Origin of the sequence: Paenibacillus sp. FSL L8-0708 (genome assembly GCF_038009325.1) — a bacterium.
Classification (GTDB): Bacteria; Bacillota; Bacilli; order Paenibacillales; family Paenibacillaceae; genus Paenibacillus_AQ; species Paenibacillus_AQ odorifer.
Window position 1 is genome coordinate 3,120,950 of the sequence record NZ_JBBPBC010000001.1, and the last position, 14,811, is coordinate 3,135,760.

A 14,811-nucleotide genomic window follows, 5' to 3' on the forward strand; every position below is an offset into this window, starting at 1 on the left:
AATGGAACAGTTGATGCTTATATACAGAAACCCGATACTCATTATGGTATCGGGTTTTTGTATAAATGATTTAAGTTTTTAAGGAAAAAGATAGATCTTAGGATATAGGATCGGCTTCAACAATCACCTTAACATTAGTGATGCTGCGGTCCTCAGGCCCTTTAACCGGCAGGCCGATTTCGACGTGGTCGATAATGTAGTCGATATTATCCTGAGTAATGACTTCGCCAGGGAGGAGAATCGGTATCCCCGGTGGATATACATAGATAAACTCTGCAATGATGTACCCAGCAGATTCGCGGAACGGAACTAACTGAGTGTCAGCATAAAAAGCATCTCTTGGAATTAAAGCAAGCTGCGGGATTTCTGGAACCTGAACCTTCAGTTCATAGATTTCACCCTTGCTATAATGGATAGCGGATAGCACCCGTAAAGCAGCTAATAATTTATCTACTGATTCTTGAGTATCACCTGGGGTAATAAGGCAAAGAATATTATACATGTCACTCAGTTCAACTTCGATGTTGTATTTCTCACGCAGCCAGTTTTCGGTTTCGTAACCAGTGATCCCTAAATGGCGAACGTGAATGTTAAGTTTGGTTGGATCTAGATCGAAAGTTGCTTCTGTTCCAAGTATTTCTTTACCAAAGCTGTACAAGCCTTCGATAGTGTTAATGGTCTCGCGTGCGTAGTTGGACAATTGGATGGTTCTTTCCGCCATTTCATGTCCGTTCAGCGCGAGATTGCGTCTAGATGTATCGAGAGACGCTAATAAAATATATGAGGTTGATGTTGTAGTCAGCATGCTCATAATGGTCTGCACCCGTTGTGGGTTAATCAGCCCAGTCTTCGCATTTAGATTCAGTACCGAGCTTTGCGTCATGGAACCACCAAGCTTATGCACACTAGTGGCAGCTATGTCCGCACCGGCCTGCATGGCCGATACCGGCAGATCCTCATGAAAATGAATCAGTACTCCATGTGCCTCGTCCACCAGAACGGGTACCCCGTAACGGTGAGCCAGGTCGACAATCGAACGCAGGTCGGCACATACGCCGAAGTACGTTGGATTGATAACTAGAACTCCTTTAGCGTCTGGATGACGCTTTAACGCTCGTTCCAGCGCACTGGTGGTTATGCCGTGATCTATCCCGAGATTCTCATCCTGTACAGGCGAGACGAACACAGGCTTGGCTCCGGAGAAGATAATGGCCGACATTACGGATTTATGAATGTTACGCGGCACAATTATTTTTTCACCCGGTGAGCAGACAGAGAGGATCATCGTCATGATGGCATTGCTCGTGCCCTGTACGCTAAAATACGTATAGTCGGCGCCGAAAGCCTTCGCAGCCAGCTTTTGAGCCTCCTGGATTACGCCAGTTGGCTGATGTAGATCATCAAGCGGTGCGATGTTGATTAGATCTATGGATAGAGCGTTATCGCCGATAAACTCACGGAATTCGGCATCGGTTCCTAGCCCCTTCTTATGCCCGGGAATATGAAATTGAACTGGATTGCCGGCGGCATGCTTTTTTAGAGCTGTGAAGAGGGGAGTACGGTGTTGATTCATTTAATGCTGTCACAACCTTTCGCGAATAGTTAATTTTTAAGGCAAGCATCAGTATAACAAAACAATCTTCAGAATACTAGGATTTGGATGTGATAGAATGTCCACGAAAGCTGAACAACGGATGAATATTAGTTTAGCATCACCATTTATTGTTGAGATGTGGGTAATTATTTTTTTAGTTGAATTTGTTAAAGGTTCGCTGCTTGTTGCCTTATTGCCAGTGTATATGGAGAATATACTGGGGCTGTCGGTGACAGTAGTGGGATTCGCTTTTGCCCTACAGTATTTGGGGGACAACGTCTTCCGCAGCCCTTCAGGCTGGGTTATGGAGCGCATAGGGTTCCGCTGGACGATGACAAGTGCATTGCTGCTGATTCTAGTAGCCATTGGTTTGATCATCTATGCCAAAACGGCCGTTGCGTTATCCATCGCCTGTCTCATTCTTGGGATCGGGACCTCACCGCTTTGGCCATGTGTGATGACCGGGATTACCGAGCTGGCCGGATCAACCAAAAGCGGCAGCAGTGGTGCGGCCATGGGCGCTGTTGAGATGGCTTCTCTCGCAGGAACAGGAATCGGTCCAATTGTTGTGAATTTTTTAATGGATCAGGGTGGACAAAGCTATCACGTAGCTTTTCTAGTCTTGTTAGGTTGTGCTGCCGCTGTAGTTGTAGTAGCCCTTTTCTTACCTAAACGAATCTCTTCTAGCGGGTCTCATGCTGTCGTGAGGGACATGCATGGACTTGGTGGAGCAATGGAGCGTAAAAAGCTTAGTCCGTTAGAAAGTATAAAAAGAACGCTGCATCAGGTGAGAACTACGCTGAAAGTCAGCAGATGGCTGTACCCGGCGTTGTTCCTACAGGCCTTCGCCATTGGCTTGATGACACCTGTAGTTACCTTGTTCGCACGTACAGAGCTGCATGTTAGTCCCAATCAATTCAGTTTGCTCCTCATTGCAGGGGGAGGGATTACAGTTCTTGCACTTATTCCCGCAGGTAAGCTGGTGGACCGTATAGGGACAACGGTGTTTCTGAATATAGGTTTTTTGTTAGCTGCCTTTTCGCTGGCCTTTTTCTCTCAGGTTCGCTGGCTGCCACTTGCCTTTATCGCGGTGGCACTGGTCGGTATAAGCTACGCGCTTATCCTCCCGGCATGGAATGCCTTTCTGGCTAAGCAAGTACCTAAGGGAGAACGAGGGACGGTCTGGGGGCTGTTCCTGACACTCCAAGGCTCAGGAATGGTAGCGGGGCCAGTATTATCAGGTAGATTATGGGATCATGTAGGACATGGTGTCCCATTCCTGGCAAGTGCTATTGTAATGCTGCTGCTCTTCGGGCTGCATCTGCTTATTGTGCATAGAACGAAACAGAAATTTAAGACTAGCTGAGGAAAATAAAAAGCCGCTGATAACCGGAGAATGATCCGGTAAATCAGCGGCTTTTTAGAAAATTAGAAGGACATACGATATAACGGAAGTAAGTTTCGAAGGTCTTCTGTATGACACTGTGCAGCTGAAGGACTAGAACGTTTATGCTTCAAAAGGACTAAAAGGCATTAAAATTCTCGATCAGCGTTTGGAGAAAGGCTGTTGCGGGTAAAAATAGTCAATAAACCAAGTTACCGCTACATAAACTGAAGTATAAAATAAGATTAAGACGAACGCAAAAAGGAAGTTAACTCAAGAAGAGGTCCGGCAGCCATGATTACTCTGGAATTGAACTAATGAAGGTTGGCTTTACAGATGTGAAGCTGTTAGGGGGGAGTGCCGTGAACAAAAACGACGAGGTGGAATATTGTAACCTGGAACTGCGGTTCGACAGACAGCATATCCAGGACCTGATCAAGGATTTGATTCAAGAAGGTTATTCCCTATATTGGAGCGAGAATGAACAGGTCTTTGTGATTTCGGTCCGTACGGGTCGTAAGTTAGTGAAATTGCGGTTTCAAAGGATTAAAGACGGCTATAAGCTTGTGGGCGATTATATGATCCGTGATGCTCGCTTGTCAGAGTGGATGGAGAAATTAATTGGGGATATGCGCGGGCATGCAATCGTTAAACGTTTCCGGGATCGGCAGATTATTATTGAAAATATTTTGTTTGGCGAAGTGATTCGCCTAGTTGAAATTTCTGGTTATCAGCAGCGCGTGTTATATCAGAAGGGACCTATGCTCACAGATGAGGAGCTGACAAGACTCTTTTATTCTATTGAAGGGGAAGAACGGGTTCGCCAGCGGAGAATTGAAGTAGATGAACAGTTGGATCGGTTAAATGATGCCCTAAAGGCTGGAGATACGGTTCGCGCGGACAAATGTCGAGCTGAGCTTGCCTTTTTGACCAAGGAATTGTTTATGTTAGAATGGTAAGCAAGTGCCGCAAATGTTCTTTCAAGGCACCCCGTTCATCGGGGTGTCTTATATTTGTATTGGAACTTGCATACAGGGGTTCACTTCTGACGTTAAAAACGTTAAAATAGTCATTGTGATCATTTCTTAGACTGAATTTGTCAATGAAATTGATCTCTATTCGCAGGGCAGGCTTTGCTGTCTCTGATAAAGGGTGGTATTCTTATACTGCGAGAAATGGATTTCACAAAAATATAGGGTGCAAAGGGTGGAGGACCAGATGGCAAAACAACAAATCGGCGTTATTGGCTTGGCGGTAATGGGCAAGAATTTGGCTCTAAATATCGAAAGCAAAGGTTTTTCCGTATCCGTATTCAACCGCTCCCCGGAGAAGACACATGATCTTCTTGCTGAAGCGGAAGGTAAAAACCTCGTAGGCACATTTTCCGTTGAGGAATTTGTAGCTTCGCTGGAAACACCGCGCAAAATTCTGATCATGGTTCAAGCTGGTAAAGCTACTGATGCTACCATCGAGCAACTGCTGCCGCATCTTGATCAAGGCGACATCATTATCGACGGAGGGAATGCTTACTTCCCTGATACAGTTCGTCGTAGTAAAGAGCTGGAAGAAAAGGGTTTCCGCTTTATCGGTACTGGAGTTTCCGGTGGTGAAGAAGGTGCTCTTAAAGGTCCTTCGATTATGCCAGGTGGTCAAGAAAGTGCGTATAAACTTGTAGAGCCTATCCTAACGGCAATCTCAGCCAAAGTTGACGGAGAGCCTTGCTGTACATATATCGGACCTGACGGTGCAGGACACTATGTTAAAATGGTGCACAACGGTATCGAATATGGTGATATGCAATTGATCTGTGAAGCTTATCAGTTGTTGAAAGATGTTCTAGGTCTGGATGCAAAAGAACTTCACAATATTTTCAAAGAGTGGAACAGCGGCGAGCTCGACAGCTACCTGATCGAGATCACTACTGATATCTTTGCTCAATACGACGAAGAAACCGGCAAACCTATGGTTGACGTTATCCTTGATTCCGCTGGCCAAAAGGGTACTGGTAAATGGACAAGCCAAAGCTCACTTGATCTTGGTGTACCTCTGTCCATGATTACCGAATCCGTATTCTCCCGCTTCCTGTCTGCTATGAAGGATGAGCGCGTAGAAGCAAGCAAAGTGCTTAACGGACCAGAAGCAACAACATTTGAAGGTGACAAAGCCGAATTCATCGAGAACGTGCGTAAAGCATTGTTCGCGAGCAAAATCGTATCCTACGCGCAAGGTTTCGCTCAACTTCGCGTAGCTTCCGACGAATATGGTTGGGATCTGAAATATGGCGAGCTGGCTAAAATCTGGCGCGGCGGCTGCATTATCCGTTCCCGTTTCCTGCAAAATATCACAGATGCTTATGAGAACAATGCAGAGCTTAAGAACCTGCTTCTTGATCCTTTCTTCAAGAATGTTATGGACAATTACCAATCTGCATGGCGTAAAGTCATTGCTTCTGCGGTAACTTTGGGTGTTCCAGTCCCTGGATTCTCCAGCGCATTGGCTTACTATGACAGCTACCGTACAGAACGTTTGCCTGCTAACTTGCTTCAGGCTCAACGTGATTACTTTGGCGCTCACACCTTCAAACGTGTGGACAAAGAAGGCGTCTTCCACCACAACTGGATGGCAGCGGAATAATCTAATTGACGGTATGACAAGCGGCCCGGACGGCTTCACCAGAAATGGGGAGCCTTTCGGGTCTTTTTTTACTGGAAGAAGCGGATTGTCTAATGTTTTGACCCTGTGTTATGATATGACAAATATCGCGGTTGGAGGATAGTCATGGCTGGGGATACAGAAGAACTAAAAACGATGAGTCAGGAAGATAAGAACAAAAACATTATTTTAGTAGGGATGATGGCGACTGGTAAGTCAACCGTTGGTGCTATTTTGGCTGAGGAGCTGGGCTATGAGCTGGTTGATTTGGATCATGTCATTATTGAGACTGAAGGCAGAAGCATTGCAGAAATCTTCGCAGAAGATGGTGAGGAATACTTTCGAAGCGTAGAAACTGCGGTTCTAAAGCAAATGCTAGAGTCTGAGAATAAATTAATATCCACGGGTGGAGGCGCGGTATTGGCGCCGGGAAATACAGCCTTAATGCTGAGTAAAGGGCATGTAGTTGCGCTAACGGCAACTGAGGAAGAGATTATTGCACGTGTTAGCGGGGATGAGAATCGTCCGCTGCTCGCCGGCAATGCAGAAGAACGGGTCAGACGAATCATGGAAGATCGCCAGGATGCATACCTATTCGCGCATTACACGGTCGATACAACGGGACTGACTGCGGCAGAAGTGTCGCAACATATTTTAATGCATTACCGCGGTTGAGCTTTTAAGAGAGTGTCTCATTCCATTCAATCATACCGCCGCTAAGGTTCGCAGCGTTATAACCAAATTGCTGTAGATATTCGCAGACACGTTGGCTGCGGGCACCGGAACGGCAAATGAAGATCACTTTGGCATCGCTTGGAATATCTTCAGTACGGTGCGGAATTTCTCCCATAGGGATATGTTGTGCACCGGGAATCATCCCAAAGGCCACCTCTTCGTCTTCGCGAACATCGATGAGTACAAGGTCTTCACCTGTCTCTATACACTGCCGTAATTCTTGCGGTGTGATTTGTGGTACATTATGCATGGGTTTGACCTCTTTTCATCAGAAGAATGGTTTAATGATAACACAAGAACAGAATACCCTGTCAAACGAGCATTACATACCCACTACATCTACTAAGGAGAGTTTATATTATGGACGTTATTGTTAGGCCAACGCCATCTCTGCAAGGAGAATTTGGAGCCCTCTCTTCCAAAAACTATACGACACGTTATCTGCTGGTTGCGGCATTGTCTGAAGGAGTAAGTACGATTTATCATCCTGCACATAGTGAGGATAGCGACGCGATCCGCCGCTGCATAGCAGATTTGGGTGCTGTGCTTACAGAAGATGAGGAAAAGATTGTGATTCAAGGCTTCGGACGTCACCCAAAAGACGTTAAAGAACTTAATGTAGGAAATGCCGGAGCAGTACTGCGTTTTCTTATGGCTGTGGCCGCGTTAAGTCCTGAGGTTACTTTTGTAAATACGTATCCAGACTCATTGGGCAAACGTCCGCATGACGACTTGATTGTGTCGTTGGAACAGCTAGGTGTTCAGGTGGAGCATAATGAAGGGAAACTGCCGATCACGATCCGTGGGGGTAAACCGGTTGGAGGCAGAATTACTGTCTCTGGTGCAGTAAGCTCCCAGTTCTTAAGTGCTCTACTGTTTCTGACACCATTGCTTGAAGAAGATAGTGAAATTATTGTCCTCGATGATTTGAAATCGAAGGTTGTCGTGGGCCAGACCTTGGAAGTGTTGGAGCAGGCAGGTATTGTGGTGCACGCCGCGGATGATTACATGTCCTTTAAAGTTCCAGGTCGTCAAGCTTATGCAGCTAAATCATATACTGTTCAAGGTGACTACCCAGGCTCTGCGGCAATCCTTGCGGCGGCTGCCGTTACAAAGTCGGATGTGAAAATTCACCGTCTTGCAGAACAAAGTAAACAAGGTGAAAGAGCCATTGTTGATGTACTGCGGATGATGGAAGTTCCTCTTACACATGAAGAGGGTACAGTACATGTCCAAGGGAACGGTATCCTAAAAGCTGTTGAATTCGATGGAGATGCTGCAACAGATGCGGTACTGGCCATGGTGGCTGCTGCAGTATTTGCAGAAGGTACCTCCCGATTCTACAATGTTGAGAATTTGCGCTATAAGGAATGTGATCGCATTACCGATTACTTGGCAGAGTTAACCCGTGCCGGAGCCAAGGTAGAAGAACGCCGCGATGAGATTATTGTTCACGGCATGCCCGAAGGTGTCGAAGGCGGAGTCACCATTAATGCGCATTATGATCACCGCGTAATTATGGCACTATCCGTAGTAGGCTTGCGTGCGCGTCAACCTCTTTTGATTAAGGATGCACATCATGTGGCAAAATCTTATCCGCAATATTTTGATCACTTGCGTGCGCTTGGTGCGAATGTGGAGTGGGTACAATAGGAATAAGGGAGCTAGCGTATCTAGCTACAGTTAAACAAGGATCATTAAGTGTAACTATGGAAAGGGGCACTACTTATGAGCTTTGAGAATCCAAGTCGGGAGCAGATCGGAGATATTCTTGCTTCCGCAGGTAACATTGCTGTTGTTGGCTTATCAGACAAAACAGATCGTACCTCTTATATGGTCGCGGGCGCCATGCAAAGCCGGGGATATCGGATCATTCCCGTTAACCCAACGGTGGACGGAGAAATCCTGGGAGAAAAGTGTTATCACACTTTAGCAGAAATTCCAGAGCCAGTGGACATCGTCAATGTATTCCGTCGAAGCGAACACTGCGCAAAGGTCGCGCAGGAGGCAGCTGACATTGGCGCACGTGTGCTGTGGCTCCAGCAGGGTATAGTTAGCGCGGAAGCCGCTGAAATCGCCGCTGAGCACGGTATGATCGCCATTATGGACCGCTGCATCAAGGTCGAAGAAGCGATCACAATGCATGGTCGTAGCCGGCAGTAGGTTCGGTTATATAACTGTTAAACTAAACACTGAGTTAAATGTGTAGTGATTATAGTTAGCGTTGACCAACGGACGTAACAAGGAACTGACGAAGAACGAACTAGCTGGCGAAGAACGAACTAACTGGTGAAGAACGAACTAGCTGGTGAAGAATGAACAAACTGGTGAAGAACGAACTAGCTGGTGAAGAACGAACGGGCTGGCGAAGAACGGACTAACTGGTGAAGAACGGACTAGCTGGTGAAGAACGGATAACTGGTGAAGAATGAGCAAGCTGGTGAAGAACGAACGGGCTGGCGAAGAACGAACTAGCTGGTGAAGAACGAACGGGCTGGCGAAGAACGAACTAGCTGGTGAAGAACGAACTAGCTGGTGAAGAACGAGCAAAAGTGGAATAAACTAACTAGGTTTAAATTTATGATGCTGTGGCTAATGAAAACTTAGATGATGAAGTTTAGCCGAAATAAGTGGTATTGTGTAACGTAAGGTGCGATTTCTAATGTAAAACGCCTGTTGAGCTAGTTATAATGAAATTAGACGAAGAACGTCCTTTAACCGCTTTTGCGGTGAAGGGCGTTTTTTTATTTTGTAGGGGAGGCTATAGGTTATGGAGTTTGAAGAAGCACATGGTTTGTTCATCGACCAGCATATGAAATCAAGAACAGGTGAAAGAAGGGGCAGGCTGGTTAGGGGACATAATTTTGCGGAAAAGCTGTTTTTGCAGAATATATGGTGGCCTATGTTTGAGTCCCTAGACGATTTGCATCCAGAATACGAAGTATATGACTGGAATCGCAAATCACAATTTCTGGACTTTGCTTATCTTCCACAGACGGGCAGCAGCTTTGGGATCGAGTGTGATGGATATCAAAGCCATGTGAAAGATATGGACCGTGAGAAATTCAACTATTCAGTAAATAGGGACACTTTTTTGACTGGGATGGGCTGGAGGATGATTCATTTTTCTTTTGATGATATCCAGCAACGTCCCGAGGTCTGCCGGATGTTGTTGCAACTGGTGCTGGCGCCTTACTTGGCGCGTAAATCTGCTAGCGTAGCTATTTTGTCTGAGGAAAAAGAGGTTCTGCGTTTCGCTTGGCGTCTCGGTAGACCGGTTCGTCCAAAGGATGTGGCCACGCATTTCTGCATTAATTTCCGTACGGCGCGTCGATTGCTGCAATCATTAAGTGAGAAGGGGTTGCTGAAGCCGGTTAATCAGGGAGAAAGAATTCGGTATTATGAGGTGAAGGCTCTCAGACCAGATCAAATGTGGTAAGAGGATCTTTAGAGGCTGCGCAAGGGAATAATTGCACTTTAAACAACTAAATTGCCGAAATAGTTATCTAAATGCGAAATAGTTGCACTTTGTACACTTAAAACGCCTCAAAGATTAGATGAAGTGGAAAATCACTAAAAATAGTTGTATAAAGTGCAGTTAAAAAGGTGCTCAGAGTAACGTCGATATGAATAGTTGCACAAAGTGCACTTAAACTCAGGTGGAATTCCTAACTGTGAGTTTAGGGTGTTAGAGCTAGTTAATGGGGGAGAAAAGTTCGATGTTATGAAGCGAATGCTCTGAGATCAGATCAGTTCAGACCAGACCAGACCAGACCAAATCAAATCAGATTAAATCAGACCAAATCATACCTGATCTGATCGGACCAGATATGCTAGGGAATCTATACGATAGCTGCGCAAGGGAATAATTGCACTTTATACAACTAAATCGCCGAAATAGCCATCTAAATGCGAAATAGTTGCACTTTGTACACTTAGAACGCATCAAAGATTAGGTTAAGTGGGAAATCACTAAAAATAGTTGCATGAAGTGCAGTTAAAAAGGTGCTCAGAGTGACGTCGATAGGAGTAGTTGCACAAAGTACACTTAAACTCAGGTGGAATTCCTAACTGTGAGTTTAGGGTGTTGGAGATAGTTTAATGGGGGGAGAAAAGTTCGCTGTTATGAATCGAATGCTCTGAGATCAGTTCAGACCAAATCAAATCAAATCATATCAGACCAAATCATACCTGATCTGATCAGGTATGCTAGGGAATCTATACGGTAGCTGCGCAAGGGAATAATTGCACTTTATACAACTAAATTGCCGAAATAGCTATCTAAATGCGAAATAGTTGCACTTTGTACACTTAAAACGCCTCAAAGATTAGATGAAGTGGAAAATCATTAAAAATAGTTGTATGAAGTGCAGTTAAAAAGGTGCTCAGAGTAACGTCGATATAAATAGTTGCACAAAGTACACTTAAACTCGATTCTGACTCTGTAGTATTCATCAGCCTCACGTAAATACCAGCCGTTCTATGGATACTAATGAATAAATGTTTAGTGGAATGTGAGAATATTTGTTTTAAAAATGTAACGTGATGATCTCATGAGTTTCTTTTGACAAAAATCCCCGCAGCGCTTACCATTCAATATAGAAAGAAAGGAGAGGGTAGCCTTGAATTGGCTCGGATCATTGCAGCAATTGGGCAGAGCCATAATGCTTCCTACCATGGTACTGCCGGCGGCAGCCATTTTGCTTAGTTTGGGCAGCTTACCTTGGTCTGCATGGGGACTTTCTTCGGTGTCTGAAGTGGCTACTTACGCGGGGCAGGCAATATTTTATTATATGCCTTATTTGTTCGCTGTAGGTGTAGCATGGGGGTTATCCAATCAAGCCGGAACAGCGGGTCTGGCAGCGCTGGCTGGGATGTTCACTTACGACCGAATTGTCACCCAAATGGGAGACGGGCTTGTACAACCTGCAACACTAATCGGAATTTTGCTGGGGATCGTTGCCGGTGTCGCGCAAAACCGGTTTAAAAATATTAAGCTTCCAGAGGCGATCCAGTTTTTTGGAGGGTCGCGTTTTGTTTTGCTGTTCATGGGCTTATTTTCTGCCGGGTTCGCATGGGTAATGTTAGGAATATCTCCGCTGCTGCAGATAGGGCTTGATAATCTTTTTCAGGGAATATTGCAGACGGGCGGGTTTGGCGTTTTTATCTATGGGGTCCTATATAGGGTTCTGACCGCTTTTGGACTACATCATATTCTTAATAATGTGTTTTGGTTTCAATTTGGGAATTTTACGACTCCTGATGGCAGTGCTGTGGTTCAGGGGGATTTGCCGCGTTTTTTTGCAGGTGATCCTACGGCGGGGATTTTTATGGCGGGGTTGTTTCCGATTATGATGTTTGCGCTGCCTGCCATTGCTTTTGCAATTATTCAGGAAGCGCGCGAGGATTTGAAGCCCAAGATTAAAAAGACTTTTGTGCGGGCGGCGTTGGTTTGTTTTCTGACCGGGGTTTCGGAGCAGATCGAATTTGCATTTTTATTTGCTTCTCCGTATTTGTTCGCGGTACATACTGTAATGTCCGGTCTCGCTATGGTGCTGACCTACATGCTGGGAATCCATCACGGGTTCTCCTATTCGGCTGGAGCCATCGATTTCTTCTTGAACATGCATTTGTCACAGAGGGCTTGGCTGCTGATTCCGATTGGTATCGGCTACGGGATTGTATACTATAATTTATTTCGCTGGGCGATTCGCCGTTTTCAGATCCCGACACCGGGGCGTGAAGAAGGTTCAGAGCTTGGGGATTGGGCCGGCAATATCCCTTATCAGGCACCGCTGATCTTAGAGGCGCTTGGAGGCAAGGAGAATATTGTACAAGTGCAGTCCTGTATCACCCGTCTGCGGCTTACCGTTCATAATGACCGATATATAGATACTGGAGCGCTTAAAGGTTTAGGTTCTGCTGGGATTATCAAGCTAGGCGGCGGAAATGTCCAGGTAGTATTTGGCACGTATTCAGAACTGATCCGCGAGGAGATTAATAAGCTTATGCTTCGTGATTTACCGCAGGTGCTGTTCAGTTCGCCAATGCAGGGTAGAATGATGCCCATTGAGGAAGTGCCTGATCACATTTTTGCAGCTAAGCTAGTGGGGGATGGGGTTGCATTTTTGCCGGAAAAAGGGGAACTTACTTCACCCGTATTCGGGAAAGTTATGCACGTCTATCCTACAATGCATGCCGTGGGTATTTCGACGCCGGAAGGGTTGGAGGTACTCATGCATATAGGGATCGACACTTCACAGCTCAAGGGACCCTTTGAGGCGGTTGTAAAAGAAGGCGACAGCGTGGAGCCAGGTCAATTGCTTGTTAAATTCGACCTCGCTTATTTGCGTGAACATGCGGCCTCATTGGCTACACCGATGGTGATCACGAATCCTGATCGAGTCAAATCATGGAGCTATGCTCCATTTAAAAATGTTAAAAAGGGGCAATCATCAGTAATGTCCGTAGTCTTACACGAAAGTAACGTTGGAGGGATTGAAGGATGATACAAGGCATAGGCGCAGCAGCAGGTGTAGCTATCGGGAAGGCCTTTGTCTTGCCGAACTGGGAATGGAGCTTACCGGATACACAAGTGAACCCAGTGGATCTAGCTAAGGAGTTTGAGCGTTTATACGAAGGTATCCGTACCTCTAAGGACGAGATTGAATTCATCAAAAAAGAGTTCAGAGAAGTGGTAGGTCCGGAGGAATCGAGTATTTTTGATGCTCATCTGGCGATCTTAGATGATCCTGTGTTCATGAGTGAAATCCGCGGGATCATTGAGCGCCAGTACAAGGCGGCAGAAGTAGCTGTGAAAGAAGCGATTGATCATTTTGTAGCGATGTTTGATCTGCTAGACGATGAGTACATGAAGGAGCGGGCGGTGGATATCAAGGATGTCGGAAACCGTCTTTTAAAACATCTTTTAGGCGCTCCAGAGGTTACGTTACCATCGGATACACAGCCATATATTCTTGTTGCGAAGGAGTTGTCTCCTTCCCAGCTAGCTCACTTGAATCCAACTTATGTTCTAGGTATTGTCACCATGATGGGCGGTAAAACCTCACATTCCTCCATTATGGCTCGTGCGCTAGGCATTCCTCTTGTAGCAGGCTTGGAGAATAATCTGTCTAATCCTATTCAGACCGGGGACATGCTTGTGATCGACGGTGATACCGGATCTGTACAAATCCATCCAGATGAACTTACGATAAATGAATACGTAGCGATTCGGGATAAACAGCATAAAAAGAAAGAGCAACTGGAACTGCTCGCCACCGTGGAGGCTGTTACCAAGGATGGTGTGAACCTGCGACTTGCCGGCAATATCAGTTCAGTTAAAGAACTCAACATAGCGCTTAAGTATGGAGCTGAAGGCGTAGGCCTGTTCCGCACGGAGTTTCTTTATATGGACCGCAGATCTTTTCCAACTGAGGATGAACAATTTGAAGTGTATAAACAGGTTGTCGAGAAGGTGGGCAATAACACTGTAGTGATTCGTACGCTGGATATTGGCGGGGACAAGCAGTTGGATTATATCCAGCTGCCTGAAGAGCAGAATCCTTTCCTTGGTTACCGGGCGATTCGCATCAGCTTGGACCGATTAGATATGTTCAAAACTCAGCTAAGTGCCATTCTGCGGGCAAGTGCATACGGGAATGTAAAGTTGATGTTTCCAATGATTTCTTCCGTAGAGGAAGTGCAGGCGGCAAAAGTTGTTTTAGAAGAAGTGAAAGCTGAGCTGGAGCAACGAGATATCCCTTTTAACCGGAATCTTCCTGTGGGTATTATGATTGAAGTTCCAGCGGCGGTTATGATTGCTGATTTACTGGCTGAGGAAGTTGACTTTTTCAGTATCGGCACTAATGATTTGGTTCAATATGTGTTAGCGGTAGACCGTATGAATGAACAAATTGCTCATATGTATCATCCGTACCATCCAGCGGTTCTGCGAATGATCCGTATGACGGTAGAAGCGGCACGTAATGCCAAGATTGATATCAGTGTATGTGGTGAAATGGCGGCGGATGAGCGTTCTTTGCCTCTTTGGCTGGAGCTTGGAATTAGAGAACTCAGCATGTCGCCGCAGGCGCTGCTGAAGGTTAAACACCGCACACTGAACACACTGGCCAAGGATGCCAAAAGAATCGCCAAAGCGTGTTTCCACCATCGTACAAGCTCAGAGACGGAAGAAATGTTAACTGCGTTTGCCCAAAAAAGTGGTCTTACACTTGGATCAAGCGGGGAACTACAGGAGAAAGCCTCATCCTAAAGTTACTGTAACTTTTATTCATTTCATATCAAGGTTCGGCATTCTTGCCGAGCCTTTTTCTTTATTTAAGCCATACTTTTTAAAAAAACAAAACCGTTTGCCCTGCGGCGCAGTCAATACATAGAGAGAGTTACACAGAACCGATTTAAGAATAAAGGCAAGGGGGGAGGC

At 45.7% G+C, this 14,811-nt stretch carries 11 protein-coding genes; 9 read left to right on the forward strand and 2 right to left on the reverse strand.

Features of this window, described 5'->3' with window-relative positions:
• Window positions 1-97: 97 nt before the first annotated feature.
• Window positions 98-1,573, reverse strand: coding sequence for an aminotransferase class I/II-fold pyridoxal phosphate-dependent enzyme (locus NYE58_RS14730; protein WP_036686120.1), 1,476 nt, complete (start codon window positions 1,571-1,573; stop codon window positions 98-100).
• Window positions 1,574-1,670: 97 nt separating this feature from the next.
• Here NYE58_RS14730 and NYE58_RS14735 point away from each other — a divergent pair, with 97 nt between their 5' ends.
• From NYE58_RS14735 to NYE58_RS14750, 4 genes are all read left to right on the forward strand, one after another.
• Window positions 1,671-2,960 carry an MFS transporter gene (locus NYE58_RS14735; protein WP_076183344.1) on the forward strand — a complete coding sequence of 430 codons (1,290 nt, stop codon included), beginning with the start codon at window positions 1,671-1,673 and terminating at the stop codon, window positions 2,958-2,960.
• 380 nt (window positions 2,961-3,340) lie between these two features.
• Window positions 3,341-3,937, forward strand: coding sequence for a hypothetical protein (locus tag NYE58_RS14740; RefSeq protein WP_036686566.1), 597 nt, complete (start codon window positions 3,341-3,343; stop codon window positions 3,935-3,937).
• A 259-nt stretch (window positions 3,938-4,196) separates the two neighbouring features.
• A complete protein-coding gene (gndA, locus tag NYE58_RS14745; protein ID WP_038570246.1) occupies window positions 4,197-5,612 on the forward strand; it encodes an NADP-dependent phosphogluconate dehydrogenase in 1,416 nt (471 codons plus the stop codon).
• A 144-nt stretch (window positions 5,613-5,756) separates the two neighbouring features.
• Window positions 5,757-6,305: a shikimate kinase gene (locus NYE58_RS14750; protein ID WP_235219530.1), complete on the forward strand. Its 549-nt coding sequence runs from the start codon at window positions 5,757-5,759 to the stop codon at window positions 6,303-6,305.
• Between the two features lie 4 nt (window positions 6,306-6,309).
• Here NYE58_RS14750 and NYE58_RS14755 read toward each other — a convergent pair whose 3' ends face one another.
• Window positions 6,310-6,615 (reverse strand): rhodanese-like domain-containing protein, encoded by a 306-nt coding sequence (locus NYE58_RS14755; protein WP_036686126.1) that lies wholly within the window; start codon window positions 6,613-6,615, stop codon window positions 6,310-6,312.
• 110 nt (window positions 6,616-6,725) lie between these two features.
• On the opposite strand from NYE58_RS14755, the gene aroA reads away from it, so the two are divergent.
• The 5 genes from aroA to ptsP all read left to right on the forward strand — a co-directional run bounded on the left by aroA (window position 6,726) and on the right by ptsP (window position 14,640).
• Window positions 6,726-8,018, forward strand: a complete 1,293-nt coding sequence (aroA, locus tag NYE58_RS14760) for a 3-phosphoshikimate 1-carboxyvinyltransferase (protein ID WP_076129118.1) — start codon at window positions 6,726-6,728, stop codon at window positions 8,016-8,018.
• Window positions 8,019-8,093: 75 nt separating this feature from the next.
• On the forward strand, window positions 8,094-8,528 hold the full coding sequence (locus NYE58_RS14765) for a CoA-binding protein (protein ID WP_076104783.1): 435 nt from the start codon (window positions 8,094-8,096) through the stop codon (window positions 8,526-8,528).
• 607 nt (window positions 8,529-9,135) lie between these two features.
• Window positions 9,136-9,804 (forward strand): hypothetical protein, encoded by a 669-nt coding sequence (locus tag NYE58_RS14770; RefSeq protein WP_076277974.1) that lies wholly within the window; start codon window positions 9,136-9,138, stop codon window positions 9,802-9,804.
• A gap of 1,183 nt (window positions 9,805-10,987) precedes the next feature.
• Window positions 10,988-12,874 carry a glucose PTS transporter subunit IIA gene (locus NYE58_RS14775; RefSeq protein WP_036686132.1) on the forward strand — a complete coding sequence of 629 codons (1,887 nt, stop codon included), beginning with the start codon at window positions 10,988-10,990 and terminating at the stop codon, window positions 12,872-12,874.
• Window positions 12,871-14,640 (forward strand): phosphoenolpyruvate--protein phosphotransferase, encoded by a 1,770-nt coding sequence (ptsP, locus tag NYE58_RS14780; RefSeq protein ID WP_076136100.1) that lies wholly within the window; start codon window positions 12,871-12,873, stop codon window positions 14,638-14,640. Before NYE58_RS14775 ends, ptsP begins: the two co-directional genes overlap by 4 nt.
• The last annotated feature ends 171 nt before the right edge of the window (window positions 14,641-14,811 follow it).

Bases quoted from the DNA above. Each gene is read 5' to 3' on its own strand.
- NYE58_RS14730 (WP_036686120.1), bottom strand. From the start codon at position 1,573: ATGAATCAACACCGTACTCCCCTCTTCACAGCTCTAAAAAAGCATGCC.
- NYE58_RS14735 (WP_076183344.1), top strand. From the start codon at position 1,671: ATGTCCACGAAAGCTGAACAACGGATGAATATTAGTTTAGCATCACCA.
- gndA (WP_038570246.1), top strand. From the start codon at position 4,197: ATGGCAAAACAACAAATCGGCGTTATTGGCTTGGCGGTAATGGGCAAG.
- NYE58_RS14750 (WP_235219530.1), top strand. From the start codon at position 5,757: ATGGCTGGGGATACAGAAGAACTAAAAACGATGAGTCAGGAAGATAAG.
- NYE58_RS14755 (WP_036686126.1), bottom strand. From the start codon at position 6,615: ATGCATAATGTACCACAAATCACACCGCAAGAATTACGGCAGTGTATA.
- aroA (WP_076129118.1), top strand. From the start codon at position 6,726: ATGGACGTTATTGTTAGGCCAACGCCATCTCTGCAAGGAGAATTTGGA.
- NYE58_RS14765 (WP_076104783.1), top strand. From the start codon at position 8,094: ATGAGCTTTGAGAATCCAAGTCGGGAGCAGATCGGAGATATTCTTGCT.
- NYE58_RS14770 (WP_076277974.1), top strand. From the start codon at position 9,136: ATGGAGTTTGAAGAAGCACATGGTTTGTTCATCGACCAGCATATGAAA.
- ptsP (WP_076136100.1), top strand. From the start codon at position 12,871: ATGATACAAGGCATAGGCGCAGCAGCAGGTGTAGCTATCGGGAAGGCC.